Source organism: Nocardia sp. N2S4-5 (genome assembly GCF_044628355.1).
Taxonomy (GTDB): domain Bacteria; phylum Actinomycetota; class Actinomycetes; order Mycobacteriales; family Mycobacteriaceae; genus Nocardia; species Nocardia wallacei_B.
In genome coordinates this window covers 3,539,609-3,564,332 of record NZ_JBIUPM010000001.1, presented here as the reverse complement: position 1 = coordinate 3,564,332, position 24,724 = coordinate 3,539,609, and the positions used below count along the sequence as shown (strand labels likewise).

The window sequence follows — 24,724 nt, the reverse complement described above, 5'->3', positions numbered from 1 at the left end:
CCGGGCCGTGAGCACGACCCGTTCGCCGGTTGCCGGTCGCCACCGACGCACTGAACCCGTGCGGGGCGCCTTGGTACGTGGGGCTCGAGTTCGGCGGGCTGACGTGTCGGCGTGAGTCTGCGTCGAGAACATTCGGGGGGCGGGGCACGAGAGTTTGTGCGGAGGCGTCGGTGGGCGAGGGCTTCGCGCTGAGGGCCGGTGGGGTTGCTGCTCGCACTGTTGCGGGGGCGGTGTGCCGTCATGGTCGGCGGGGCGGGGTGGGTCCGCGCCGCCTAGACTGGCGCGCATGTACAACTGGAGCCTGCAGGACGCGATTGTGGCGTTCGTCGAGAGCCAGAAACCCCACTGGCAGGCGCAGCACGATCTGTACCTGTCGGTGCTCTACGGGTTCGTGGACATGCAGAGTCACCTGCTGACCCTGCTCGGCTTCCCGCCGGTGCCGTGACGGCGACGTCGATCGGCCGGACGCACACGGTCCCGGAGGACCAACTGCCCGGCTGGGCGGCGCTCGGTGGCGTGCTGGCCGGGGTGCTGGTGTTCGAGGGGTTCCTGTCGCTGGCGCTCGAGGTGTTGTACCTGCCCGCCTATCTCGGTGGTACGCCGTTCCCGATCTCGGTGGTGGCCGCCGCGGTCGTGAACGTTCTGCTCGTGATGGGCATGGGCGTGGTGGTGACTCGTCCGGCCGCCATGGCGCTGCCGCTGCTCGCCTGGCTGCTCGGTTTCCTGCTCCTGTCGACCACCGGTCCCGGTGGCGACGTCCTGCTCACCGACAGTTGGACCTCGCCGCTGCTGCTGGCCTGCGGGCTGATCCCGGCGGGTTTCTACCTGTTCCGCCGCGCGTTCCTCCGGCCTCGACGCTGAGCCGGGGTCCGCTGCACGGCTGTGCCCTGTCGGGTTCAGGGGTGCTGTGGCGGGCGGTGTCCGGCCCGGCCGGGGGTGACCTCCTCGATCAGTTCCCACGCCCGCGCGACGGGTACGTCCACGACGTGGTAGCGCTTCTTTCCGGCCGCGGTGGCCGCGACCAGGGTGGCGACTCCGGCGCGGCGCTGGAAGAAGGTCTGGCGGACGGTCCAGCCGATGATGCCGGGCGCCTCGAGGCAGTCCCGGTCGCGGTCCAGCGAGCCGCTCCGGGTGATCAACCAGGCGGGCCGGTCGTCCGCGGCGGGTAGAACGGCATGGCCCAGGCCGCGATACCGGTCGTGCGCCAAAGCTGTTGCCGCGACGGCGATCACCCCCAGCACCACCCACGCCCACACCGGAACCCCTTCGCCCGCAACAGCGATGCCCGCGAGCACGATCGCCGCCACTACCACGGGCGCAAGCGCACGGGTATAACGCCGCCGCCGAGCCCGCGCCCCGTGCGCCACCAGCGGAATGGTCGCCGGTGCCGCGGCGTTCTCGACGTGAGTCTTTTCCGAAACGTCCTCCCGGGCAGACTTTTCGGGTACCGCGAACTCGTGTGCGTGGCCCTCGACGGCTTGGTCTGGCAACGCCCCGTCCGAAAGCTCCTGTTCCGCAGTCGCTTTCGTAGTCCGCAGCGAAGCTTCACTCGAGAGCGATATGTCGGGTCGAGTGGGTCCGGGGGCGTCGTAGGGGCGCTCTCCCGCAGGTTGGTCCGCGGTATTCGGCATGGTGTCCGGTCGAGTGGGTCCGGTGTCGTCGAGGTGCTGTCCCGCAGGCTGGTTCGGGATATTCGCCGCGGCGGGCGAGGTGTCGGGTAGAACGAGATCGGCGGCTTCCGATCGGCCCGCCGCGGGGGTGGGGGACGGGCGGGATGCGAGCAGGTGGCCCAGCGTGCGGTCGATGGCGGTGCGCGGGGCTTGGGGGAGGATCTTCTGGCGCGGGCTGGTGCCGACCATGATCGCCTCGAGTTCGGCGCCACCGGCCAGGCGCAGCAGCAGCGGTTCGTTCACCGTGGCGCCGCGCAGGCGGGCCAGGTCCAGGGTGGTCTGGCGGGTGGTGAACAGGCCGTGGCGCAGGTGCAGGGTGCGGCCGTCGTCGCGCACGCGCAGCCCGAAATACGTGGTGAGATACCGCGCGCACCCGGCCAGGCTGACGATCGCCACCACCGCGACCACCAGCCCCGCCACCACGGCCGCGAGAAACCAGGCGCTCCGGTCGCCCACCCGGTGCACGGCGTCGGAGCGGAACACGGCCTCGGCGAGGCCGTACTGGAACGCCAGGCCGACCACCGGCGCCACGATGGCGAACCCGGTCAGCGACAGCGGCGCGTAACGCACCCAACCGGGTTGCCAGTGACCGATTTCCACGCTCTCCCGACGCAAATAGCCGACGGGACCAGTGTTTTCGGTACCGAACGAGGGGGCGATAGGCCCGCTCGAATCCGACTGTGCCCCGGCCGTTTCCGCGTCCCTGAGATGCTTCAGCAGCTCGGCGCGCAACCCCGGCACCAGACGATCGGCCAGGGCGTCGAGCTTGAACTGCTCGTCCTTGCTCGCCTGCTGTCCGGTCCCGATGGTGAGCACCGCCAGCCCGAGCACCCGGTGCAGCGGCGACGCCTCGATATCCACCGAACGAATCCGCGAGCGCGGCACCGCGAGTCGCTTGCGCTGCAACACTCCCGTGCGCAGTTCGAGATTGTCCGGGCCGATCCGATACGTGGTCGTGAACCAGCGGGCGACCGCGAACCCGACGATGACCGCCAGCGCCAGCAGCCCCCAGCCCGGATTGTCGTTACGGGTACCCACGATCACCGAGACGGCCAGCACCGGAATGTAGCGGCCCACCTCCCGCACCGGATGCACCAGCAGCATGCGTTTGTCGAGCCGCTGCCAGGACGCCTCGGCTACCTGCTCGGTCACGTGGCGTCTCCCCGATGCCGCGCCGCGATGCGGGTCAGCCGCGCCACCGTCTGCTCGGCCACGGGCCGATCCAGCGCGCTGATCCGGACCGCCCCGGCCGACGACGCGGTGGTCACGGTGACGGTGGCCAGGCCCAGTAGGCGTTCCAGCGGTCCGCGCTGGGTGTCGACGGTCTGCACCCGGGTGATCGGTGCGACCCGGCTCTCCTGTGTGAGCCACCCGGTGCGGGTGTAGACCGCCTCGCCGGTCACCTCCCACCGATGCACGGCGTATCGCCACAGCGGCACCACGACCACGCTGACCGCCGCGACCACCAGCGTGCCGGTCACGACCGCGGCCTGCGCCACTCGATGATCACCGTCGACGCCCAGCCAGATCAGTTCGCCGATCAGCACGATTGCCCAGCCGATCGCGGGCCCCAGCGCCCAGAGCACGCGGGCGCGGGGACTCGGCCGCCAGGCGGGCTCGGCCATGATCGTGTCACCGGCCGCTGTCGCGGGCGGTTCGGAGGGCTGTGCCATGCAGTCATCGTTGCACGGAATTTCGCCGCATCGCGGGTTCGCGCCCGCATCCCGGCACCAATCCGCGTGTGGCGGAATAGCCCGCTCGCCGGGCGGGTTGTGTCACGGCACAGGCACCGGAGGGAGAACACTCGAATGGTTGGCGCATGATCGAAGGCGTGACGGATCTACCGAACCCTGGCATCCCGCCGGCACCCCCGGCTCCCTCGGCGATGCGCCGGGCGCTGCGGCGAGCCCGCGACGGAGTGACGCTGAACGTCGACGAGGCCACCGTGCTCCTGCACGCTCGCGGCGACGACCTGGTGGAGCTGAGCCGCAGCGCCGCCCGGGTCCGCGACGCCGCCGTGGCATCGGCGGGCCGGACCAAGACCATCACCTACTCCAAGAACGTCTTCATCCCGCTGACCCGATTGTGTCGCGATCGCTGTCACTACTGCACTTTCGTCACGGTGCCGGGCAAGCTGCGCGCCGAGGGCAAGGGCATGTACCTCGAGCCGGACGAGGTGCTCGATATCGCCCGGCAGGGTGCGGCATTGGGCTGCAAGGAGGCCCTTTTCACGCTCGGCGACCGGCCCGAGGATCGCTGGCCCGAGGCCGCGCAGTGGCTCGACGAGCACGGCTACGACTCGACCCTGGACTACCTGCGCGCCGTCTCGATCATGGTGCTCGAGGAGACGGGCCTGCTGCCGCACCTCAATCCCGGTGTGATGTCGTGGGCGGAGATCTCGCGGCTCAAGCCGGTCAGCCAGTCCATGGGGCTGATGCTGGAGACCACCGCCACCCGCCTGTTCAGCGAGAAGGGCAACTGCCACCACGGCAGCCCCGACAAGGATCCCGCGGTGCGGTTGCGCGCCATCACCGACGCCGGGCGGCTGTCGGTGCCGTTCACCACCGGCATCCTCGTCGGCATCGGCGAGACGCTGCGCGAGCGCGCCGAATCCATCATGGCGATTCGCAAGCAGCACAAGGCGTTCGGGCACATCCAGGAAGTGATCGTGCAGAACTTCCGGGCCAAGGACGACACCGCGATGCGCGAGGTCCCCGACGCCGACATCGAGGAGTTCCGCGCCGCGGTCGCGGTCTCGCGGTTGGTGCTGCCGCCGGACGTGGCGGTGCAGGCGCCGCCGAACCTGGTGTCGCGGGAGGAATGTCAGGCGCTGATCGACGCCGGTATCGATGACTGGGGCGGGGTGTCCCCGGTGACGCCCGACCACGTGAATCCCGAACGGCCCTGGCCGAATCTGGACACGCTGGCCGAGATCACCGCGGCGGCCGGGTACCGGCTCGCCGAGCGCACCTCCGCCCACCCGCGCTATGTGCGGGCCGGAAACCCTTGGGTGGACCCGCGCATCGGCGCGCACGTCGCCGCGCTCGCCGACCCGAGCACCGGGCTGGCGAAGCCGGACGCGATCCCGCAGGGCCTGCCCTGGCAGGAGCCGGACGAGTCGTGGGAGTCCACCGGGCGCGTGGATCTGAACACCGCCATCGACACCGACGGCCGTAATACCGACGCGCGCAGCGACTCCGGGCTCGGCGACGAGGTGGTCGGCGCGTTCGGTGACTGGGAGACCATTCGCGAGCAGGTCCGGGAGCTGGCCGCGGCCGCGCCGGAGCGGTTCGACGCCGACGTACTGGCCGCGCTGCGGGCCGCCGAACGCGATCCGGCCGGGCTCACCGACGACCAGTACCTGGCGCTGGCCACCGCCGACGGCGCCGAGCTGGACGCGATCGCCGCGCTGGCCGATCAGTTGCGCCGCGACGCCGTCGGCGACGACGTCACCTACATCGTCAACCGCAACATCAACTTCACCAATATCTGCTACACCGGTTGCCGTTTCTGCGCGTTCGCGCAGCGCAAGGGCGATGCCGACGCGTTCTCGCTGTCCGCGGAGGAGGTCGCGGACCGGGCCTGGGAGGCCTACGTCGAGGGCGCGACCGAGGTCTGCATGCAGGGCGGTATCGATCCGGATCTGCCGGTCACCGGGTACGCCGATCTGGTGCGGGCGGTGAAGAAGCGGGTGCCGTCGATGCATGTGCACGCGTTCAGCCCGATGGAGGTCGCCAACGGCGTCTCGCGCAGCGGGCAGAGCATCCACGACTGGCTCTCGGCGCTGAAAGACGCTGGGCTGGATACGATCCCGGGCACCGCCGCAGAGATCCTGGACGACGAGGTGCGCTGGGTGCTCACCAAGGGCAAGCTGCCCACCTCGGCCTGGATCGAGGTCGTCACCACCGCGCACAAGCTCGGCATCCGCTCCAGCTCGACCATGATGTACGGCCACGTCGACAGCCCGAAGCACTGGGTCGGGCACCTGCGGGTGCTGCGCGGAATCCAGGACGAGACAGGTGGTTTCACCGAATTCGTGCTGCTGCCCTTCGTGCACCAGAGCGCCCCGCTGTACCTGGCCGGGGCCTCCCGCCCGGGCCCGACCATCCGCGACAACCGCGCCGCCCACGCCCTGGCCCGCATCATGCTGCACGGCCGCATCGACAACATCCAGACCAGCTGGGTCAAACTCGGTACCAAGGGCACCCGGGTGATGCTCAACAGCGGCGCCAACGATCTCGGCGGAACCCTGATGGAGGAGACCATCTCCCGGATGGCCGGCTCCCAGCACGGCTCCGCCAAGACCGTCGCCGAACTCACCGACATAGCCACCGGCATCGGCCGCCCCGCGCGCGAACGCACCACTCTCTACGGGAAGCCTCCGCACCGCGCTCCTGTGCTGTCCCTTCCTGTGGGGTGAGCGGCCCCGGCCTCAGCGGTCACATTTCGAACGCGGACGGCAGTTTTCGCCGTCTCGGCGCGGATCGTGACCGCTGCGGCCGGACTGTCAGGCGGGGACCGGCAGGCGGTCCCGCCGGAGCATGTACAGCGCGAGCGCCGCTCCCGCGAGGGTGAGAGCTGCGGCGAGTAGGGGGAGGGCGCGCAGGCCTGGGCCGTTGGCTATGGTCCAGCCGCCGAGGCGGCCCGCGAGGGCCGCGGCCAGTTGGTAGCCGGAGGCGTTGATCGCGATGGCGAGGGTGGGGGCGGCCGTGGCGGCGGCGATGACCCGGGTTTGCATGCCGGGGATGACGGCGAAAGCCAGTGTGCCCAGGACGAATACGAGGACGGCGGCCGCGGCCGGGTGCTCGCCGCCCGCCCAGAACAGCACCAGGGTTGCCGCCAGGGCGGTGAGCAGTCCGGTCAGCGCGGGCAGGAGCGCGCGGTCGGCCAGCCATCCGCCGAGCTGGTTGCCGACGACCGCGCCGGCGCCGTAGACCAGCAGCAGGACGGGGACGGCGGCCGCGCCGAAGCCCGCGACCTCGGTGAGCAGCGGCGCGATGTAGGTGAACACCGCGACCACGCCGAGGCTGCCCAGCGCGGTCAGGGCGATGCCGAGCAGCAGTTCCCGATCGGCCAGCACCCGCAATTCACCGAAGACCGAACCCGTTGCGGCCGGAGGCAATTCGGTGACGAACCGCAGCACCATCAGCAACCCCAGCGCGGTGCACGCCGCGACCACGACAAAGGTGGCCCGCCAGCCCAGGTGCTGACCGACCAGGGTGCCGATCGGCGTACCGAGCACGAGACCGAGGTTCATGCCGAGCGCGACCTGCGCGATCGCCGAGGCCGCCTTGCCCTCCGGCGCGTTCCGCACCGCCGTGGCGATCGCCACCGCGAAGAAGGTCGCCACGATCAACCCGGCCGCGAAGCGGGTGACCAGTAGCACCGGATAGGTGGGCGCCAGCGCCGAACCGAGATTCGCCAGTACCGCGAAGCCCGCCAGTCCCGGCACCAGACACCGCCGCGCGACCCGCGCGGTCAGCACCGTGAGCACCGGCCCGCCGACGATCATGCCGAGCGCATACGCCGTGACCAGCTGGCCCGCCGAGGACACGGGCACCGTGAGATCCCCCGCCACCTCCGGCAGGATTCCGGCGATCGCGAATTCGCCGGTCGTGAGGCCGAAGACGACCAGCATCAGAGACAGCAAGGAGAGTTGCATCACCACTCCAAATAGTTACAGCTCGAATAATTCGAACTATAACTATCACAGCTAGAACAATTCTGACTAGACTCGTGTCATGACCCGGCCGGACACCACGTCGAAACCGCCCGTGGATACGGAGATCGATCGCGACGTGTGCCGGCTGGTGCACTCGTTCACCCGTCGGCTCGATGTCCATGTCCGGCGCGTCGCCGAACAGCTCGGACTGACCCCATCGCAGGTCATCGCCCTGCGGGAACTGTCGGAACCGATCACCGCCCGGGAATTGGCCGCCCGGATGACGTGCGAGCCCTCGAATGCGACGTTCGTGCTCGATAGGCTGGAGGCGCTGGGACTGGTCGAGCGCAAACCGCACCCCAGCGACCGGCGCGCCAAGCGGATCGAGCTGACGCCCGCCGGCCACGACAGCCGGGCGGCCGTGCTCGCCAGGCTCGGGACGGGATCACCGCTGACCTCGCTCACCGAGGATCAGCAGCGGGAATTGCGCGAACTGCTGCGAATGTTGGTATCGACAGTGGAAAACGATCCGGCCGAACAGGATTCGTGATCGGAGCGGCAGTGCTCCCACCAGGGGTGCGCCGGGCGCCGCAGCGACGCGGTACGCCTCGAAGTTAGGCAAGGCTGACCAGTAGTAATGTAAGAGCGCCGGGATACTGTTGCGCGGGCGGAAGTATCCCCGCAGGCAAGGACCCAGACTAGGAGAGCGGCAGTGCCGTACATCATCGCTGAACCGTGCGTTGACGTGAAGGACAAGGCGTGCATCGAGGAATGCCCCGTGGACTGCATCTACGAGGGCAACCGCATGCTGTACATCCATCCCGACGAGTGCGTGGACTGTGGTGCGTGTGAGCCGGTGTGCCCGGTCGAGGCCATCTTCTACGAGGACGACACGCCGGACCAGTGGACCGGCTACGTCAACGCCAATGTCGACTTCTTCGACGACCTGGGCTCGCCCGGCGGCGCGACGAAGGTCGGCAAGGTCGACTACGACCCGCCGTTCATCAAGGAACTGCCGCCGATGGCGAGCGAGTAGCACGCGTTGTTCGAGCGTGGCCGGGTCAGCGCGTCGCTACCCGATTTTCCTTGGGACACCATCGCTTCCGCGAAGGCGCGGGCGGCGGCCCACCCCGGCGGCATCGTCGACCTGTCGGTGGGCACGCCGGTCGATCCGGTCGATCCGCTGATCCGGGCGGCGCTGGCCGCGGTGGCGGACGTGCCCGGCTACCCGACCACGCACGGCACCTCCCAATTGCGCGCCGCGGCGGTCGACGCGCTGAAGCGGCGGTTCGGTATCACCGGGGTGGCGCCGGAGGCCGTATTGCCCGTGATCGGCACCAAGGAGTTGATCGCGGGACTGCCGCGGCTGCTCGGTCTCGGCGCCGCCGATCTGGTGGTGATTCCCGAGGTGGCGTACCCGACCTACGAGGTCGGCGCGCTGCTGGCGGGCACCCGCATCCTGCGCGCCGACGGGCTGACTCGGCTGGGTCCCGAGTCGCCGGCGCTGATCTTCCTGAATTCGCCGTCCAACCCGACCGGCCGCGTGCTGGGCGTGGAGCACCTGCGCAAGGTGGTGGATTTCGCTCGCCAGCGCGGCGCGGTGGTCGCGTCCGACGAGTGCTACCTGGGTCTGGGCTGGGACGAGCGCGCGGTGTCGATCCTCGACCCCGAGGTCTGCGACGGTGACCACACCGGCCTGCTGGCGATCCACTCGCTGTCGAAGACGTCGAATCTGGCCAGCTATCGGGCCGGATTCGTGACCGGCGATCCGGCGCTGGTCCGCGAACTGCTCGAGGTGCGCAAGCACGCCGGAATGATGGTGCCGTTGCCGGTGCAGTCCGCCATGACCGCGGCGCTCGGTGACGACGCGCACGAGGACCGGCAGCGTGAGCTGTACCGCGCGCGCCGCGAGGTGTTGCGAAAAGCGTTGCAGGCGGCCGGTTTCCGGATCGATCACTCGCAAGCGGGCCTGTACCTGTGGTCCACTCGCGGCGAGAACTGCCGCACCACACTGGACTGGCTGGCCGAACGAGGCATCCTCGCGGCCCCTGGCGACTTCTACGGTCCCACCGGCACCGAACACGTCCGCATCGGCCTGACGGCCACCGACGAACGCATCGCCGCCGCCGCGAAACGGCTGGCCGACTGAGGCTGCCGCCCTCAGTCGCCCGGGACCGCGTAGACGAGATGCACCAGCGGGTAGGGGCGGCCTTCGGAGTCGGTGTCGGAGCGTCCGGTGACGACGAAGCCGTGGTGCAGATAGAAGCCCAGTGCCTGCGGATTCTGCTCGTTGACGTCGACGGTCAGGGACGGATAGCGGCCGAGTGCCGCGCGGAGTAGCGCCGAGCCGACGCCGCGGCCGCGGTGCGCGTCATCGATGAACAGCATCTCGAGCTGTCCCGCGACCAGTCCGGAGAAACCGACGATCCCGCCGCCGAGGGTGGCGACCGTGAGTTCGACCGCGGGGAAATAGTCGTCGGCGAGGTGATTCTCGATGTCGGCGAAATCCTCCGGCGTCAGGAAGTCGTGCGTGGCCAAAACGGCGCTGCGCCAGACGTCTACCAACTTCGGGAACTCGGCGGGGCCCGCGCACGGTCGCAGCTCGATCTCGTCGGTCACTCCACGGATGGTAAGCGTTGCGCCCGAACCGCCCGCGATCGCGCCGCGCAACGATTCGGGAAACCCGCACCACGCCAACGGATTACCGGCGCCGGGCAGCTCACACCAGCGGCCGGCCCAGGCGGCGGCGCAGGCGCATGTCCGCGAGGTAGGTGTTGAGGGGCGCCGCGCGGATCACGCCGGGCAGGCGCGTCCACACGGCCGAGATGGCCCGCAGCACCAGGCGGAATCGGCGCTCGTCGCGGGCGGTCCAGGTCATGCCCATCTCGTCGCGGAGGTGCTGGGGGAGCAGCGCGGTCACCGTGAAGCGGTGGAAGCGCCCGAACACCGCCTGTATGGGCCGCGGGGTCATCCGCAGATCGATCAGATCGTCGAAGTAGCGGCGCACCGGCTCGTCGATGGTGCGCTGGGCCAGGTTCTCGTCCCAGTACCGGAAGAAGGCGGCCCGGTCGGCGGGCCACATCTCCGGGCGCATCTGCAGCGTGGTGCCCAGCCGGGCGCTGTACCGGTAGAACTCCTCTGCCAGTTCGGGTTCCATCGGTCCGCGCATGCGGGTGTAGAGGTCGTCGACGCCCCAGTACAGGCAGGCCGCCACCCACAGCTGCAGCTTCGGATCGAAGGCGTTGTACTTCAACGGTGCGCCCGGCTCGGAGTGCACCGGTCGGTGCGAGCCGTTGACCGCCTCCCGATACGCCGCGCGATCCTCGTCGGTGCCCATCCAGGCCACCGCGAGGTAGGTGAGGGTGGTGCGCAGCCGCTTGAGCGGGTGCAGGGTGACCTTGCCGCTGTCGACGGTGCTCTCCAGCACGCCGTAGCCCACCGGCGGGTGGCTGAGCTGCATGATGACGTTCGCGGCGCCACCGAGGAAGGCGGCGATGCCGTCGATGTGGTCGCGGACGGTCTCCGGGGTCAGGGTGGATTCCGGGTGGTTCGGCTCGTGGCCGGTGTCGCGCAGGGCGGCGGTCATCGTCGACACGTCTCCTCGATCTCGCTTCGCGCCGGGCGGCGCAAGAAATGTGAGAAACTTAGGGCCTCACCTTCTCACCGAGTTGGCGGGGTGTCAATGTGCGATGATTTCACTGTCATCGTGTCGAGCGGGAAGGGGACCGGGTCATGGCCAAGCTGGCGAAACTGCTGCCGCTGGTGCGCGGAGCGGGCACCGACAACAACCAGGCCCAGGTGCTCGATGCGGCACTGCTGGCGTTTCTCGACTTCGGCATCAAACGGACCAGCATGGTCGAGGTGGCCCGGCGCGGCGGCCTCTCGCTGGCCACGCTGTACCGGCGTTTCGCGGGTAAATCCGACCTGATCCAGGCCGTCGGCCTGCGGCAGGCGCGGCAGTTCATCGATCAGGTGGACGCGGCCGTGCAGCGGCAGATCGACCGCGACGCCAGCGCCGAGGATCAGATCGTGGAGCTGTTCGTGGCCTTCCTCGACGGCCTGCGCCGCAACCGGCTGCTGGACCGGTTGCTGAAGACCGAACCGGAGATCGTGCTGCCGTACCTGACCGTGCAGGGCGGTCCGGTGATCGAACTCGGCCGCGACTACCTGGCCGAGTTCATCGCCCGGCTGCAGGCGGAAGGCAAACTGCCGCAATACGATCCGCAGCCGCTGGCCGAGATGATCGCGCGCAGTTCGCTGTCGATGGCGCTGACGCCGCAGACGGTCATCCCGCTGGACGACGACGCCGCGCTGCGGCGATTCGCCCGCGACCACGTGGTGCCGGGCTTCCGCATCCCCTGATCCGCTAGACCAATGGCCGCCCGAGCCGGCGGCGGACGCGCAGGTCGAGCAGAAACGCGTTGATCGGGAACACTTTTACCGGCGTGGGCATGCGCGACTCCACCGCGCCGACGGTGCGCAGCAGCCGGGCCAGCCGCCGGTCGTCGCGCTCGCTCCAGCGCAGGCCCATCTGATCGCGCAGGTGCGGCGGCAGCAGACCGGCCACGACGAAGCGGTGAAAGTTCCCGAACGCCAGCTGAATCGGGCGCGGGAACATCTTCAGATCGATCAGGTCCTGGAAGTAGTCGCGCACCGGCTGGTCGATGGTCGTCTGCGCGAGATTCGCCGCCCAGTACCGGTCGAACGCGGCACGGTCGGGCGGCCACAGCTCCGGCGGCATCTGCAAGGTCGTGCCGAGCCGGGCGGCGTGCCGGTAGAACGCGTCCGCCTCGGCCGCGGGCGTCGGGCCGTGCATTCGTTCGTGCAGGTCGCGGGCGCCCCAGTACAGGCACGCCGCCACCCACAGCTGTAGGCGCGGGTCGAAGGCGTTGTACTTCACCGGACTGCTCGCGGTGGAGCGCACCGAGCGGTGCGAGCGGTTGACGGCGTCGCGATAGGCGGCCCGCTCGTCGTCGCTGCCCAGCAGGGCCACCGCCAGATACGTGAGCGTGGTGCGGGAGCGTTTGATCGGGTGCACGAAGATCTTGCCGCTGTCCACGGTGCTCTCCACCACGCCGTACCCGACCGGCGGCGTACTGAGTTGCATGATGACATTGGCCGCGGCGCCGAAGAAGGCCGCGGAACCGTCCAGGTGCCGGGTGATGTCGAAATCGCGGTCCGGCGCGGTCTCGTGCGTCGTCGCGCGAAGCGGGCTGGTCATCGTTGACCCCGTTCTTCGTGAGAAGGCTGTATATCAAAGCTCTCACCCACTCATCATTGTGTCAACCGTCACAGGCCTGTCGAGGATCCACGCGGCGACCGGGGCGTGGTCGGCGTTGGTAGGTTTGGCGCGTGTCGTATGGGTCGTTGCCGCTGTTGAGCTCGCTGGATCCGGCCGCCGTGGCCGCCGGGGCCGATATTCCGGATGCCGTCACCGTCGACGGGACCACGCTGTCGCGCAGCGATCTGATCGGCGCGGCCACCTCGGTGGCGGAGCGGGTCGCCGGGGCGGACCGGGTGGCGATACTCGCCCGCCCGACCGTGCCGACCGTGCTCGCGGTGGTCGGCTGCCTGATCGCCGGGGTGACCGCGGTGCCGGTGCCGCCGGACTCGGGCGCGGCCGAACTCGAGCACATCCTCACCGATTCGGGCGCGCGGGCGTGGCTGGGCGAGGCGCCGGAAGGCGCTGCGCTGCCGGTCGTCCCGGTGCGGCGGCACGCGCGGTCGTGGCACCGGTATTCCGAACCAGGCCCGGACACAACGGCTTTCGTGCTCTACACCTCCGGGACCACCGGTGCGCCCAAGGGCGTGATGCTCGGCCGGGGAGCCATCGCCGCGGGGCTGGACGCACTGGCCGAGGCCTGGGCGTGGACCTCGAAAGATACTCTGGTGCACGGCCTTCCGCTGTTCCACGTGCACGGTCTGATTCTCGGCCTACTCGGCCCGCTGCGGGTCGGCAGCCCGCTCGTGCATACCGGCAAGCCGACTCCGGCGGCCTATGCGGCGGCGAAGGGGAGCCTGTACTTCGGGGTGCCCACGGTGTGGTCGCGCGTCGTCGAAGACCCTGCGGCCGCACGGGAATTGGCCAACGCGAGGCTCCTGGTCTCGGGGAGCGCGCCGCTGCCGGTGCCGGTGTTCGAGCGGCTGCGCGAGCTGACCGGCCACGCCCCGGTCGAGCGATACGGGATGAGCGAGACCATGATCACGCTGTCCACCCGCGCCGACGGGCAACGGCGGCCGGGCTGGGTGGGCACGCCGGTGGCCGGGGTGCAGACCCGGCTGCGGGACGAGGCGGGCGCGGACGTGCCGCACGACGGCGAGAGCATCGGCGGCCTGCAGGTGCGCGGCCCGATGTTGTTCGACGGCTATCTGAACCGGCCCGAGGCCACCGCCGCCTGCTGGACCGATGACGGCTGGTTCGTCACCGGAGACGTCGCCGCCATCGACGCCGAGGGATTCCACCGCATCGTCGGACGCGAGTCGGTGGACCTGATCAAGTCCGGCGGGTACCGCATCGGCGCCGGGGAGATCGAGACCTGCCTGCTCGGGCACGCCGCCGTCGCCGAGGTCGCGGTGGTCGGGGTGCCGGACGCGGATCTGGGGCAGCGCATCGTCGCCTTCGTCGTCCCGCGCGACGGGGCGCGGCCGGCCGAGCGGGAGCTGATCGACCATGTGGCCCAGCAACTCTCGGCCCACAAGCGGCCACGGGAGGTGCGGCTGGTGGCGACCCTCCCGCGTAACGCCATGGGCAAGGTGCAGAAGAAACAGCTGAGCTGACGCGCTCGATTGACCTCGACCGCGCTCGAGGTTGTACGGTCGGCGCATGATCGCAACGCTGTCGCCCGCCCAGATCGACTACCTGCGCAGCCAGCGCCTGGGGCGGCTCGCCACGGTCCGCCCCGACGGGTCGCCGCAGAACAATCCGGTCGGCTTCCGCTACAACGAGGCCCTCGGCACCATCGACATCGCGGGACACAACATGGGCGCCTCGCAGAAGTTCCGTAACCTCGCCAAGGAGGAGCGGGTGGCGTTCGTCGTCGACGACATCGCCTCGGTGCAACCCTGGCAGGTGCGGTGCCTCGAAATCCGCGGCACCGCACAGGCTTTGCGTGATGTCGATACCTACCTGGCGGGGGCGTCCCGGGAACTGATCCGGATCACCCCCGAGCGCGTGCTGGCCTTCGGTATCGAATAGTCAGTTCGCGTGCAGGACGGCGTTGAGTTCGATGCCGGTGCCCTGGCGTGCCACCACCTCGACCGTGCCGGTCAGCGAATTGCGGCGGAACAGCAGATTCGACTGCCCGGACAGTTCCAGCGCCTTGACGGTCCGGCCGTCGGGCAGCGCCACTTTGCTACCGGCGGTGAGGTAGAGCCCCGCCTCCACGACGCTGTCGTCGCCGAGCGAGATGCCCAGGCCGGCATTGGCGCCGAGCAGGCAGCGCTCGCCGATCGAGATGACCTCCTTGCCGCCGCCGGACAGGGTGCCCATGATCGACGCGCCGCCGCCGATGTCGGAGCCGTTGCCGACGACCACGCCCGCGGAGATCCGGCCCTCCACCATCGAGGCGCCCAGCGTCCCGGCGTTGAAGTTCACGAAGCCCTCGTGCATGACGGTGGTGCCCTCGGCCAGGTGCGCGCCCAGGCGCACGCGGTCGGCCTCGGCGATGCGGACGCCGCTGGGCAGCACGTAGTCGACCATGCGGGGGAACTTGTCCACGCCGTACACGGTGACCGGCCCGCGGGCGCGCAGCTTCGCGCGCACCAGCTCGAACTCCTCGACCGCGCAGGGGCCGTGGTTGGTCCACACGACGTTCGCGAGCAGGCCGAACTGGCCCTCGAGGCTCAGGCCGTGCGGCCGGACCAGCCGGTGCGAGAGCAGGTGCAGCCGCAGATACACGTCGTGGGTGTCGGCGGGCGCCGCGGCCAGGTCGGCGATGGTGGTGCGCACCGCGATCACGTCCACGCGGCGGGCCTCGTCGAACCCGACCAGCTCGGCGAACCGGGTGTATTCGGGGTCGGCCGCGCTCAGCCTCGTGGTGCCCGTCTCGCCGAACTCGCCGAGTTCGGGGTACGGAAACCAGGTGTCGAGGACGGTGCCGTTCACCGTCACCGTGGCGAGGCCGACTGCGGATGCTCCCTGTGTACTCACGCAGCCGAGTGTATTAGCGCGCCGCTAGGGTGACAGGAGTGACCATCGACCTGCGCGCGGATCCCATCACCCTCGCCGCGGCCCTCGTCGACATGCCGAGCGTGTCGCGGGACGAGGCCGCGATCGCCGACACCGTGACCTGGGCGCTACGCGAGCAGACCACCGGCTTCCAGGTGTTGCGCCACGGCAACACCGTGCTGGCCCGCACCGATCGGGGGCTGCCGCACCGGGTCATCCTGGCCGGGCACCTCGACACCGTCCCGATCGCCGGCAACGTGCCGGGCCGCTTCGAGGTCGAGAACGGCGAGGAGGTCCTGTACGGGTGCGGCAGCGTCGACATGAAATCCGGCGACGCGGTCTTCCTGCACCTGGCCGCCACCGTCGCCGACCCGGTGTGCGACCTGACGCTGATCTTCTACGACTGCGAGGAGATCGCCGCCGAATTCAACGGCCTCGGCCGCATCGAGCGCGAGCTGCCGCAGTGGCTGGACGGCGACCTGGCGATCCTGGGGGAGCCCTCGGCGGGCTGGATCGAGGCGGGCTGCCAGGGCACGCTGCGGGCGCGGCTCACGACGTCGGGTACCCGGGCGCATTCCGCGCGAGCCTGGCTGGGGGACAATGCGATTCACCAGCTGGCGCCGATTCTCGAGCGACTGCGCGGCTACCAGGCGCGCGAGGTCGACATCGACGGCTGCGTCTACCGCGAGGGCCTGTCCGCGGTTCACATCGGCGGCGGCGTGGCGGGCAATGTGGTCCCCGACGAGGCCGAGGTGGTGGTGAATTTCCGCTTCGCCCCGGACCGTTCGCTGGACGACGCGACCGAGCATGTGCGACAGCTCTTCTCGGGCCTGGACATCGGTTTCGAGCGCACCGACGGCGCACCCGGCGCCCTGCCCGGCCTGTCCGCCCCCGCCGCGAAGAACCTGGTGGAACGGGTACACGCGCACGGCGGCGGCGGAGTCCGCGCCAAATACGGCTGGACCGACGTCTCCCGCTTCGCCGCCCGCGGCATCCCCGCGGTGAATTTCGGCCCCGGCGACCCCAATCTGGCCCACAAGATCGACGAACGAGTTCCCACCACCCAGATCACCAACGTGACCCAAATCCTCCGTACCTACCTGACGGGCAAGAGCTGACGCGGCGGTCCCGCTACCCTGGGCGGCATGTCCACCGACTCGGAGCCAGTGTTCGCCCGATCGCAGAAGTCGGCGCCGAAGTTTCGCGGGCCGATAATGTTGCGCCGCGATCGCAAAGAGGAGAGCGGGACCACCGATCAGCATTTGCTGGACGGTCGCGACCCGGCCGACTGGGTGCATACCGACCCGTGGCGGGTGCTGCGCATCCAGAGTGAGTTCGTCGAGGGTTTCGGCGCGCTCGCCGAGATCCCCAGGGCGGTGGCGGTATTCGGTTCCGCCCGTACGCAGGCGGAGACGCCCGAGTACCAGGCCGCCCGCGCCATCGGCAGCGCTCTCGCCGACGCGGGGTTCGCGGTGATCACCGGCGGCGGTCCGGGCGTGATGGAGGCGGCCAACCGCGGCGCGTCCGAGGCGGGCGGGTTCTCGGTGGGGCTGGGCATCGAGCTGCCGATGGAGCAGGGCCTCAACGAGTGGGTGGATCTGGGCATCAACTTCCGCTACTTCTTCGCCCGCAAGACCATGTTCGTGAAGTACTCGCAGGCGTTCATCTGCCTGCCGGGCGGCTTCGGCACCCTGGACGAGTTGTTCGAGGCGCTGACCCTGGTGCAGACGCACAAGATCACCCGGTTCCCGATCGTGCTGTTCGGCACGCGCTACTGGGGTGGGCTGGTCGAGTGGCTCCGCGATTCGCTGGCGGGGTCGGGCAAGATCTCGCCCGGTGACCTGGGCCTGCTGCACGTCACCGACAGCGTGGAGGAGGTCGTGGAGATCGTGCTGGAGGCCGCGCGCAGCCGCGCCGAGAACGGGCTGGGAACGGAGGACCAATGGTGAGCGACCGACCGTACGCCGTGTGCGTGTACTGCTCGGCCAGTGCCGCGGATCCGGCGCAGTTGCGGCTGGCCGCCCAGGTCGGCACCGAGATCGCCCGGCGCGGTTGGCAATTGGTGTCCGGTGGCGGGCACGTGTCGATGATGGGCGCGGTCGCCACCGCGGCCCGCGCCGGGGGCGCGCGCACCATCGGCGTGATCCCCAAGCAGCTGGTGCATCTGGAGGTCGCCGATGTCGACGCCGACGAACTGGTCGTCACCGACACCATGCGCGAGCGCAAGCAGGTCATGGAGGACCGTGCCGACGCCTTCCTGACCCTGCCCGGCGGGATCGGCACGCTGGAGGAGTTCTTCGAGGCCTGGACCGGCGGTTACCTCGGCATGCACGACAAGCCGCTGGTGGTGCTCGACCCGCACGGCCACTATCGCGGGCTGTTCGAGTGGCTCTACGGCATCCAGGACGGCGGTTTCGTGGGCAAGGCCGCCCTGGATCGGATTACCGTGTCGGCGGACCTGACGGCCGCGTTCGACGCGTTGACGAAACCGCTTGCGGAGGAACAGTGACGGAGACCCAGACCAGCGTCACCCTGCTCGATATCGCTCGCCGCCTGCCGGGCATGGCGCTGGACGCGCCCGGCATGCTCCGCGGGGCGCTCGGCATGCTCGTCCGGCCGGACGACAAGTCCTCGGTCGGGCTGTATTTCCAGCGGGCCGCGCGCCGGAATCCGTTGCGGCCCTTCATCCGATTCGAGGGCCGCGAGTACTCCTATCTCGACGCCAACGCCGAGGTGAACCGCTATGCGAGCGTGCTGGCCGAGCGTGGGGTGCAGCGCGGCGACGTGGTCGGCGTCCTGATGACCAACCGGCCGGAGACGCTGTTCGTGGTGCTGGCCACGGTGAAGCTGGGCGCGACGGTCGGACTGCTCAATCACAATCAGCGCGAACAGGTGCTGGCACACAGCTTCGGACTGCTGGACAGCGCGGTGAACGTGATCGGGGAGGAGTGCCGCGAGGCCCTGGACTCGCTGCCCGAACCGCCGGACAACCTGCTCTACACCGAGGAACTGGCCGAGCTGGCCCGCTCGGCCGACGCCACCGACCCGCCGGTGTGCGCCGATATCCGCGCCCGCGAGAAGGCGTTCCTCATCTTCACCTCCGGCACCACCGGGCTGCCCAAGGCCAGCGTCATGACGCACCTGCGGTGGACCAAGAGCATGGCCGGGCTCGGCGGGCTGGGCATCCGGCTGCGCGGTGACGACACCATGTACTGCTGCCTGCCGCTGTATCACAACAACGCGCTGACGGTGGCGCTCGGCGCGGTGCTGGGTGCGCGGGCGACCTTCGCCATCGGCCGCAAGTTCTCCGCCTCCGCGTTCTGGAGCGAGGTGATCGCGAACCGGGCCACCGCGTTCATCTACATCGGTGAGCTGTGCCGCTATCTGCTCAATCAGCCCGAGAAGCCGGCCGAGCGGGAGCACGCGCTGCGGCTGGCGGTCGGCAACGGGCTGCGCCCGGAGCTGTGGGACGAGTTCCGCGATCGGTTCCGGATCAAGCGCATCGTCGAGTTCTATGCCTCGAGTGAGGGAAACACCGCCTTCATCAACGCTTTCGGCGTGGATCGCACGGCGGGCTTCGGGCCGCTGCCGTACGCGGTGGTCGAGTTCGACGACGAGACCGGGAAGGCCGAGCGGTTCGAGGACGGCCGGTTGCGCCGGGTGCGGCCGGGCGGGACGGGGCTGCTGCTGTCCAAGGTGACCAGCCGCTCGCCGTTCGACGGCTACACCGACCCGTCGGCGACCGAGTCGAAGCTGGTGCGCGACGCGTTCCAGGACGGCGACGCCTGGTTCGACACCGGCGATCTGGTGCGCGACCAGCGCTGGCGGCACATCGCCTTCGCCGACCGTCTCGGCGACACCTTCCGCTGGAAGGGCGAGAACGTGGCGACGACCGAGGTGGAGGGCGCCTTCGACGGCGTCGCGCAACTCACCCAGGCGGTGGTCTACGGCGTCGAGGTGCCGGGCGCCGACGGTAAGGCCGGCATGGCCGCGGTGACGTTGCGGCCCGGCGCCGAACTCGACGGCCCGGCGCTGGCCGCGCACCTGTACGAGCGGCTGCCCGGGTACGCGGTCCCGCTGTTCGTGCGCGTCGTCGACGAGTTGGAGACGACCTCGACGTTCAAGAGCCGCAAGGTCGAGTTACGCAAGCAGGGCTACACCCCCGACGAGTCGAGCACCCTGTACGTCCTGTCGGGCCGCGCCGAAGGCTACGTCCCCTATTACGACGGCTACGCCGACGAGGTGGCCGCGGGCCGCAAACCCGCGTAGCCGGACGGTCGCGGGCCCGTAATGCGGGACGTTTGCGAGGTCGGTGCGACAGCGGTCGGTACAGTCGAGGGCATGAGTTCGACGGCGCCGTTGCCCCTCTTGTGCGGGAAACCGGTGGCAACGGACCGGGCATTGGTGATGGCGATCGTGAATCGCACGCCGGACTCCTTCTACGACCGCGGCGCCACCTTCTCCGACGAGGCCGCGCTGGCGGCGGTGGCGCGGGCCGTCGACGAGGGCGCCGATCTGGTCGATATCGGCGGGGTCAAGGCCGGTCCCGGCGACGAGGTGGACGCGGCGGCCGAGGCGCGGCGGGTGGTGCCGTTCGTGGCGGCCATCCGCGACCGTTATCCCGATCTGCTCATCAGCATCGACACCTGGCGCGCCGAGGTGGCGCGGGCGGCGGTGGCCGAGGGCGCCGATCTGATCAACGACACCTGGGCGGGCGCGGACCCGGATCTGGTCACGGTGGCCGCGGAACTGGGCGCCGGGATCGTGTGCAGCCACACCGGCGGCGCGCGGCCGCGGACCCGGCCGCACCGGGTGCGCTACGCCGATGTGGTCGCCGAGGTCACCGACACCCTGGTGCGGTCCGCCGAAAATGCTGCGGCGGCCGGCGTCGACCGAAGCTCGATTTTGATCGATCCGACCCATGATTTCGGCAAAAACACTTACCACGGTCTCGCACTGTTGCGGGCGTCGGACGTTCTTGTAAACACCGGGTGGCCGGTCTTGATGGCGCTGAGCAACAAGGATTTCATCGGAGAGACTCTTGGTGTCGGCCTTTCCGAGCGATTGGAGGGCACATTGGCAGCAACCGCATGGGCGGCGGCGGCCGGCGCCCGGGTCTTCCGAGTCCACGAGGTCGCCGCGACCCGGCGGGTGGTGGACATGATCGCGGCAATCCAGGGCATCCGGCCCCCGGCACGAACTCTGCGAGGTCTGGTATGACGACCAACCCCGAATTGGTTATCGAATCCGACGGCACAACCGACTGGGCACTCACCAACACGTGGGACAGCCCGGCGTGGACGGTCGACGAACTGGTCGCCGCCAAACACGGGCGCACCGTCTCGGTGGTGTTACCCGCATTGAACGAGGAGCGCACCGTCGCCGACGTGGTCGCCAGCATCCGGCCGCTGGTCGGCACGCTGGTCGACGAACTGGTGGTGCTGGATTCCGGCTCCACCGACGCCACCGCCGAGCGGGCCCGCGCCGCGGGCGCCCGGGTGGTGTCGCGCGAGCAGGCGGTACCGGAATTCGATCCGGTGCCCGGTAAGGGCGAGGTGCTGTGGCGCTCGCTGGCCGCCACCACCGGCGATCTGATCGCGTTCGTCGATTCGGACCTGATCGATCCCGATCCCGAATTCGTTCCCCGGCTGCTCGGCCCGCTGCTGATGGTCGACGGCATGCATCTGGTGAAGGCCTACTACCGGCGCCCGCTGCGGCACGGCGACTCGGTCGACCACAACGGCGGCGGCCGGGTGACCGAACTGGTGGCGCGGCCGCTGCTGTCGGCGCTGCGGCCCGACCTGTCCCAGGTGCTGCAGCCGTTGGGTGGCGAGTACGCGGGCACCCGGGAGCTGCTCACCGCCGTTCCGTTCGCACCCGGCTACGGTGTCGAAATCGGCCTGCTGCTGGACACTTACGACCTGCTGGGCCTGTCGGCCATCGGCCAGGTGAACCTCGGCGTGCGCACGCACCGCAACCGCCCGCTGTCGGACCTGGGCGTCATGAGTCGCCAGATCCTGGGAACTGTGCTGGGCCGCAGCGGAATTCGCGACTCGGGCGCCGCCCTGACCCAATTCCCTTTGGTGAGTGGCGAATTCACATCGCTGACCACGGAGGTGTCGCTGGCCGACCGCCCGCCGATGAACACGCTGCGCGCGGCGGAGGTGGCGGCCTGAGGGCCGAAGGCGTTGGCCCGCTTCACCTCTCGTGTCGATAGATGGGCGTGAGGAGGTCGGCCTCCAACGGCTCGCCGGTGTTGCGGTCGTAACGGACGCCGACCACCGCGGAGAAGGGATGCAGCCCGGCGCGTTCGTGCAGCGTGGCCAGGCGGGTGGCGAGCAGGCGGATGGCGCCCAGTGAGCCGGGCGGGTGCAGCCCGTCGACCACCAGCACGGTGCCGCGGCCGTCGGGCCGGGGCAGGCGGGCCAGATACGCGATGTCGTACGGTTCGGTGCCGCCCGGCCGGTACACCCGGCGGGCGGCGCGGTCCTCGATGCCGCGGCGCACCCGCCCCGCCCGAGCCACGGTGCGGCGCAACCGCGGATCCGCGGCGGCCAGGTAGCGCAGGCTCGGGGACAACTCCGGACCGCCCAGCACGATCAGGCCGTCGCGGTCGAGATCCAGCGGGCGCCCCGGCAGGAAGCGTTCCACGTTCGCGGCGAATCCCAACTCCCGCAACAGCTCCACCAGGCGATGCGGCGCCGCGGCGTCGGGCGCGCCCACCAGCGGCGCGGCGCGCGTGGTGCTGCGCACGTCCGGGGTCAGGATGGTCAGCGGGCCGTGCCCGAAGAACAAGCCCTCCGGCACCGGGCCCTGCGTGCTGACCTGGTGAATCCGCGCGCGTGAAAGCCCCGCCGCGGCACCGATTCTGGCGAAGGTCCAGCCCTCGGCGTGCAACTCGCGGATGACGGCTCGCCGAATCCTGGTGAGCTCGTTGATGGTCTGCTGGGCCTGCGCGACCCCATCGGTGGCAGCCTTGAGGCGCTCGACCTTGTCCTCGATCGCGAACACTCGTGCCACCTCGTCGGCCGACATGTGCGCAGTCTAGATAGCTCGACAGCGGGATGTGTCTAGCCCCGTTGACGAAAACGCTCCGGCCTGCACCGGAATTGCGGACAAAAGTTCCGATCGGGAATACCTGTTGATCGGAATCGTCCGTGGTGACCACGGCAATTCGATTGCCTCGCTAGGTGGCATCGAAATTGATCGGCGGCTTCTCGTTGCGCGCCAGCGGCTTCGGCGGCTCGGGGGCGGAATATGTCGCGGGCGGCGAATAATCCGAGCCATTGGACGTACTGGACGGTTTGTCGAACTTTCCGGTGAACAACGAATCATCGCCGTCCAGCAGGTGTTTGGTCACCGCGCTCCGGGGCGTCATGCCGCGGAACTGGTCCAGCGGCCGCCGGAGTTCGTTGAGGTCCTGCAGCGGCTTGCGGATCTCGTCGAACTCCGGGCCCAGCTCGCTGCGCAGCTGGCTGGTGGCCCCGCTGGCGTAGTCGCGCACCTGCCGCAGGCTCTGCGCGGTCCAGCGGATCGCCCCCGGCAGCCGCTCCGGACCGAGGATCACCAAGGCGGCGACCACCAGGATCACCATCTCGGCCCATCCGATATCGAACATACGACCAGGCTACTAAGGCTGCTTGGGGGCGTTCTCGTCGGATTCCAGCGTGACCGGCACGTCGACCTGGCGGCCGTCGCGGATCACCTGGAAGGTCACGGTCTCACCGATCCGGCGCGACTGCACGGCCACGGTCAGCTCCGCGGGCTCGGTCACCTCGCGCCCGGCGACCCGCACGATCACGTCGCCCTCGACGAGCCCGGCCTTGGCGGCGGGGCTGCCTCCCGACACGTCGGCGATCGCCGCGCCGCTCATGGCGTCGTTCTCGACGGTCTTCTGCCGGGCGTTGACGCCCAGCCACGGGTGAGCCACCTTGCCGTCGCGGATGAGCGTCTGGGCGATGCGCTGCACCAGATCCACCGGGATGGCGAAGCCCAGACCGACCGAACCGCCGCTCTCGCTGCGAATGGCCGTATTGATGCCGATCAGCCGCCCCTCGCCGTCGACCAGCGCGCCGCCGGAGTTGCCGTGGTTGATCGCGGCGTCGGTCTGCACGGCGTCGAAGGCGCCGGCGGTGTCGTCGCCGGCCTCGGTGGGCTCGGCCATGGGCCGGTTCAGCGCGCTGACGATGCCGGAGGTGACCGTCTTGGTCAGGCCCAGCGGCGAACCGATCGCGAGCACGTCGTCACCCACCTGGACGTCCTCGGACTTGCCCAATCGGGCCACCGTCAAATTCTTGACATCGACCTTGAGTACCGCGAGATCGGTCTTGGGGTCGCGGCCGACGATCCGGGCCGGGGCCTTGGTGCCGTCGGAGAAGGTCACCTGGATCTTGCCGCGGCCCGACTTGTCCAGCCCGACCATCGAGACCACGTGATTGTTGGTGACGATGTAACCCGCGCCGTCGATGACCACGCCCGAGCCGAGCGCGCCGTTGTCGCCCACGGTTTCGCGGATCTGCACCACCGCGGGCAGCACCGCGTCGGCCACCTTCGCGACCTGGCCGTGCGGTTTGTCCGAGGATTCCTCCTGCTGGAGGGCGATCTTGCGGGAGGTGAGCGCCGAGGCGGAATCGCCGGTGAACCGGCCGATCAGGCCGCCGACCAAGCCGATAGCCAGGGCGATGACCGCGAGGATCGCGAGCGCGGCGGGCGCGACCTTCTTGCCGAACAGCACCTCGCGGGCGCTGAGCTGGGTGGCGGGCGGCAGCGGCGCGTCGCGCGGCGTCGTGATGGCGGGCGCCCCCAGGCGGGCGGCGGCCTCGGGATCACGCCAGGGATCGGCCGGTCCGGCGGCCGGGCCGTCGTCGTCGGCCGCGTCCGGGTCGCGCTGCAGTAGCTCGTCGGAGCCCTCGGGGCGGCCGAACGCCTCGGCCAGCACCGCGTCGGGCGGCCGGTTCACCAGTTCGGGGCCGTCGTGCCGGGGCTCACCGGCCGCGCCCGGCTGATGCGCGGAGAACGAACCGGTCTGCCCCTCGGGGCGCCGGAACGCGCGGGCGGTGTGCTTGTCGATGTCGGGCCGATAGACCGGTCGCGGCCCCAGCACGGGCGCGTCCGGCGGCCTCAGGTTCCCCCGTTCGGCCGCCGAATCCGACACAGCGTCTCTCGGCGACGCGCCGGGCTGTTCGGGCTGTGATCCGGTGTTCGTCGATTCGGTGGTCACGTGTC

The 24,724-nt window shown here is 70.0% G+C and carries 25 protein-coding genes; 15 read left to right on the top strand and 10 right to left on the bottom strand.

Going from position 1 to position 24,724, the window contains the following annotated elements; genetic code table 11:
• The first annotated feature begins 286 nt into the window (after window positions 1-286).
• Entirely contained in the window at window positions 287-445 is a 159-nt protein-coding gene (locus ACFMRZ_RS16235; protein ID WP_187686978.1) for a hypothetical protein, read from the top strand.
• Window positions 442-861 carry a hypothetical protein gene (locus ACFMRZ_RS16230; protein WP_280273005.1) on the top strand — a complete coding sequence of 140 codons (420 nt, stop codon included), beginning with the start codon at window positions 442-444 and terminating at the stop codon, window positions 859-861. Before ACFMRZ_RS16235 ends, ACFMRZ_RS16230 begins: the two co-directional genes overlap by 4 nt.
• Window positions 862-896: 35 nt before the next feature.
• Here ACFMRZ_RS16230 and ACFMRZ_RS16225 read toward each other — a convergent pair whose 3' ends face one another.
• Both ACFMRZ_RS16225 and ACFMRZ_RS16220 read right to left on the bottom strand, forming a co-directional pair.
• Window positions 897-2,822, bottom strand: coding sequence for a PH domain-containing protein (locus ACFMRZ_RS16225; RefSeq protein ID WP_400179807.1), 1,926 nt, complete (start codon window positions 2,820-2,822; stop codon window positions 897-899).
• Window positions 2,819-3,343, bottom strand: coding sequence for a PH domain-containing protein (locus tag ACFMRZ_RS16220; protein ID WP_280273004.1), 525 nt, complete (start codon window positions 3,341-3,343; stop codon window positions 2,819-2,821). The genes ACFMRZ_RS16225 and ACFMRZ_RS16220 overlap by 4 nt, the downstream gene beginning before the upstream one ends.
• Before the next feature lie 146 nt (window positions 3,344-3,489).
• On the opposite strand from ACFMRZ_RS16220, the gene ACFMRZ_RS16215 reads away from it, so the two are divergent.
• Window positions 3,490-6,090, top strand: a complete 2,601-nt coding sequence (locus tag ACFMRZ_RS16215) for a bifunctional FO biosynthesis protein CofGH (protein WP_280273003.1) — start codon at window positions 3,490-3,492, stop codon at window positions 6,088-6,090.
• An 87-nt stretch (window positions 6,091-6,177) separates the two neighbouring features.
• Here ACFMRZ_RS16215 and ACFMRZ_RS16210 read toward each other — a convergent pair whose 3' ends face one another.
• On the bottom strand, window positions 6,178-7,332 hold the full coding sequence (locus ACFMRZ_RS16210; RefSeq protein ID WP_400179806.1) for an MFS transporter: 1,155 nt from the start codon (window positions 7,330-7,332) through the stop codon (window positions 6,178-6,180).
• 79 nt (window positions 7,333-7,411) lie between these two features.
• Here ACFMRZ_RS16210 and ACFMRZ_RS16205 point away from each other — a divergent pair, with 79 nt between their 5' ends.
• The 3 genes from ACFMRZ_RS16205 (at window position 7,412) to dapC (ending at window position 9,481) form a co-directional block, all read left to right on the top strand.
• Window positions 7,412-7,882, top strand: coding sequence for a MarR family winged helix-turn-helix transcriptional regulator (locus ACFMRZ_RS16205; RefSeq protein WP_400179805.1), 471 nt, complete (start codon window positions 7,412-7,414; stop codon window positions 7,880-7,882).
• Between the two features lie 162 nt (window positions 7,883-8,044).
• Window positions 8,045-8,368 carry a ferredoxin gene (gene fdxA / locus ACFMRZ_RS16200; protein WP_187686984.1) on the top strand — a complete coding sequence of 108 codons (324 nt, stop codon included), beginning with the start codon at window positions 8,045-8,047 and terminating at the stop codon, window positions 8,366-8,368.
• Between the two features lie 6 nt (window positions 8,369-8,374).
• Entirely contained in the window at window positions 8,375-9,481 is a 1,107-nt protein-coding gene (gene dapC / locus ACFMRZ_RS16195) for a succinyldiaminopimelate transaminase (RefSeq protein WP_400179804.1), read from the top strand.
• A gap of 11 nt (window positions 9,482-9,492) precedes the next feature.
• On the opposite strand, the gene ACFMRZ_RS16190 is transcribed toward dapC, so the two are convergent.
• A complete protein-coding gene (locus ACFMRZ_RS16190) occupies window positions 9,493-9,951 on the bottom strand; it encodes an acetyltransferase (RefSeq protein ID WP_400179803.1) in 459 nt (152 codons plus the stop codon).
• 100 nt (window positions 9,952-10,051) lie between these two features.
• The gene (locus ACFMRZ_RS16185; protein ID WP_400182881.1) at window positions 10,052-10,918 is read right to left on the bottom strand and encodes an oxygenase MpaB family protein; all 867 of its coding nucleotides are present in this window, start codon (window positions 10,916-10,918) and stop codon (window positions 10,052-10,054) included.
• Window positions 10,919-11,064: 146 nt separating this feature from the next.
• Between ACFMRZ_RS16185 and ACFMRZ_RS16180 the strand changes: the two genes are divergently transcribed.
• The gene (locus ACFMRZ_RS16180; protein WP_280271738.1) at window positions 11,065-11,694 is read left to right on the top strand and encodes a TetR/AcrR family transcriptional regulator; all 630 of its coding nucleotides are present in this window, start codon (window positions 11,065-11,067) and stop codon (window positions 11,692-11,694) included.
• A gap of 4 nt (window positions 11,695-11,698) precedes the next feature.
• Here ACFMRZ_RS16180 and ACFMRZ_RS16175 read toward each other — a convergent pair whose 3' ends face one another.
• The gene (locus tag ACFMRZ_RS16175) at window positions 11,699-12,553 is read right to left on the bottom strand and encodes an oxygenase MpaB family protein (protein WP_400179802.1); all 855 of its coding nucleotides are present in this window, start codon (window positions 12,551-12,553) and stop codon (window positions 11,699-11,701) included.
• A 131-nt stretch (window positions 12,554-12,684) separates the two neighbouring features.
• On the opposite strand from ACFMRZ_RS16175, the gene ACFMRZ_RS16170 reads away from it, so the two are divergent.
• Window positions 12,685-14,109 (top strand): acyl-CoA synthetase, encoded by a 1,425-nt coding sequence (locus tag ACFMRZ_RS16170; protein WP_400179801.1) that lies wholly within the window; start codon window positions 12,685-12,687, stop codon window positions 14,107-14,109.
• 46 nt (window positions 14,110-14,155) lie between these two features.
• Window positions 14,156-14,527: a PPOX class F420-dependent oxidoreductase gene (locus tag ACFMRZ_RS16165; RefSeq protein WP_400179800.1), complete on the top strand. Its 372-nt coding sequence runs from the start codon at window positions 14,156-14,158 to the stop codon at window positions 14,525-14,527.
• Here ACFMRZ_RS16165 and dapD read toward each other — a convergent pair whose 3' ends face one another.
• Window positions 14,528-15,481 carry a 2,3,4,5-tetrahydropyridine-2,6-dicarboxylate N-succinyltransferase gene (dapD, locus tag ACFMRZ_RS16160; protein WP_280271734.1) on the bottom strand — a complete coding sequence of 318 codons (954 nt, stop codon included), beginning with the start codon at window positions 15,479-15,481 and terminating at the stop codon, window positions 14,528-14,530.
• 38 nt (window positions 15,482-15,519) lie between these two features.
• Between dapD and dapE the strand changes: the two genes are divergently transcribed.
• From dapE to ACFMRZ_RS16130, 6 genes are all read left to right on the top strand, one after another.
• On the top strand, window positions 15,520-16,617 hold the full coding sequence (gene dapE / locus ACFMRZ_RS16155; protein WP_400179799.1) for a succinyl-diaminopimelate desuccinylase: 1,098 nt from the start codon (window positions 15,520-15,522) through the stop codon (window positions 16,615-16,617).
• Between the two features lie 27 nt (window positions 16,618-16,644).
• Entirely contained in the window at window positions 16,645-17,448 is an 804-nt protein-coding gene (locus tag ACFMRZ_RS16150) for a TIGR00730 family Rossman fold protein (RefSeq protein ID WP_280361008.1), read from the top strand.
• Window positions 17,442-18,008 carry a TIGR00730 family Rossman fold protein gene (locus tag ACFMRZ_RS16145; protein ID WP_280271731.1) on the top strand — a complete coding sequence of 189 codons (567 nt, stop codon included), beginning with the start codon at window positions 17,442-17,444 and terminating at the stop codon, window positions 18,006-18,008. Before ACFMRZ_RS16150 ends, ACFMRZ_RS16145 begins: the two co-directional genes overlap by 7 nt.
• A complete protein-coding gene (locus ACFMRZ_RS16140) occupies window positions 18,005-19,768 on the top strand; it encodes a long-chain-acyl-CoA synthetase (protein ID WP_400179798.1) in 1,764 nt (587 codons plus the stop codon). Before ACFMRZ_RS16145 ends, ACFMRZ_RS16140 begins: the two co-directional genes overlap by 4 nt.
• Before the next feature lie 72 nt (window positions 19,769-19,840).
• On the top strand, window positions 19,841-20,719 hold the full coding sequence (gene folP, locus ACFMRZ_RS16135) for a dihydropteroate synthase (protein ID WP_280271729.1): 879 nt from the start codon (window positions 19,841-19,843) through the stop codon (window positions 20,717-20,719).
• Entirely contained in the window at window positions 20,716-21,675 is a 960-nt protein-coding gene (locus ACFMRZ_RS16130) for a glucosyl-3-phosphoglycerate synthase (RefSeq protein ID WP_280271728.1), read from the top strand. Before folP ends, ACFMRZ_RS16130 begins: the two co-directional genes overlap by 4 nt.
• A 22-nt stretch (window positions 21,676-21,697) precedes the next feature.
• Here ACFMRZ_RS16130 and ACFMRZ_RS16125 read toward each other — a convergent pair whose 3' ends face one another.
• The 3 genes from ACFMRZ_RS16125 to ACFMRZ_RS16115 form a co-directional block, all read right to left on the bottom strand.
• The gene (locus ACFMRZ_RS16125) at window positions 21,698-22,534 is read right to left on the bottom strand and encodes a hypothetical protein (RefSeq protein WP_187686997.1); all 837 of its coding nucleotides are present in this window, start codon (window positions 22,532-22,534) and stop codon (window positions 21,698-21,700) included.
• 151 nt (window positions 22,535-22,685) lie between these two features.
• A complete protein-coding gene (gene tatB, locus ACFMRZ_RS16120; RefSeq protein WP_400179797.1) occupies window positions 22,686-23,117 on the bottom strand; it encodes a Sec-independent protein translocase protein TatB in 432 nt (143 codons plus the stop codon).
• A gap of 12 nt (window positions 23,118-23,129) precedes the next feature.
• On the bottom strand, window positions 23,130-24,719 hold the full coding sequence (locus ACFMRZ_RS16115; protein WP_400179796.1) for a S1C family serine protease: 1,590 nt from the start codon (window positions 24,717-24,719) through the stop codon (window positions 23,130-23,132).
• Window positions 24,720-24,724 lie beyond the last annotated feature (5 nt).

Excerpts from the sequence above, each read along its gene's own strand:
- folP (WP_280271729.1), top strand. The coding sequence starts at position 19,841 with ATGAGTTCGACGGCGCCGTTGCCCCTCTTGTGCGGGAAACCGGTGGCA.
- ACFMRZ_RS16165 (WP_400179800.1), top strand. The coding sequence starts at position 14,156 with ATGATCGCAACGCTGTCGCCCGCCCAGATCGACTACCTGCGCAGCCAG.
- tatB (WP_400179797.1), bottom strand. The coding sequence starts at position 23,117 with ATGTTCGATATCGGATGGGCCGAGATGGTGATCCTGGTGGTCGCCGCC.
- ACFMRZ_RS16220 (WP_280273004.1), bottom strand. The coding sequence starts at position 3,343 with ATGGCACAGCCCTCCGAACCGCCCGCGACAGCGGCCGGTGACACGATC.
- ACFMRZ_RS16150 (WP_280361008.1), top strand. The coding sequence starts at position 16,645 with ATGTCCACCGACTCGGAGCCAGTGTTCGCCCGATCGCAGAAGTCGGCG.
- ACFMRZ_RS16185 (WP_400182881.1), bottom strand. The coding sequence starts at position 10,918 with ATGACCGCCGCCCTGCGCGACACCGGCCACGAGCCGAACCACCCGGAA.
- ACFMRZ_RS16125 (WP_187686997.1), bottom strand. The coding sequence starts at position 22,534 with ATGTCGGCCGACGAGGTGGCACGAGTGTTCGCGATCGAGGACAAGGTC.
- ACFMRZ_RS16235 (WP_187686978.1), top strand. The coding sequence starts at position 287 with ATGTACAACTGGAGCCTGCAGGACGCGATTGTGGCGTTCGTCGAGAGC.
- ACFMRZ_RS16130 (WP_280271728.1), top strand. The coding sequence starts at position 20,716 with ATGACGACCAACCCCGAATTGGTTATCGAATCCGACGGCACAACCGAC.
- ACFMRZ_RS16215 (WP_280273003.1), top strand. The coding sequence starts at position 3,490 with ATGATCGAAGGCGTGACGGATCTACCGAACCCTGGCATCCCGCCGGCA.
- ACFMRZ_RS16205 (WP_400179805.1), top strand. The coding sequence starts at position 7,412 with ATGACCCGGCCGGACACCACGTCGAAACCGCCCGTGGATACGGAGATC.
- ACFMRZ_RS16175 (WP_400179802.1), bottom strand. The coding sequence starts at position 12,553 with ATGACCAGCCCGCTTCGCGCGACGACGCACGAGACCGCGCCGGACCGC.
- ACFMRZ_RS16145 (WP_280271731.1), top strand. The coding sequence starts at position 17,442 with ATGGTGAGCGACCGACCGTACGCCGTGTGCGTGTACTGCTCGGCCAGT.
- ACFMRZ_RS16210 (WP_400179806.1), bottom strand. The coding sequence starts at position 7,332 with ATGCAACTCTCCTTGCTGTCTCTGATGCTGGTCGTCTTCGGCCTCACG.
- ACFMRZ_RS16180 (WP_280271738.1), top strand. The coding sequence starts at position 11,065 with ATGGCCAAGCTGGCGAAACTGCTGCCGCTGGTGCGCGGAGCGGGCACC.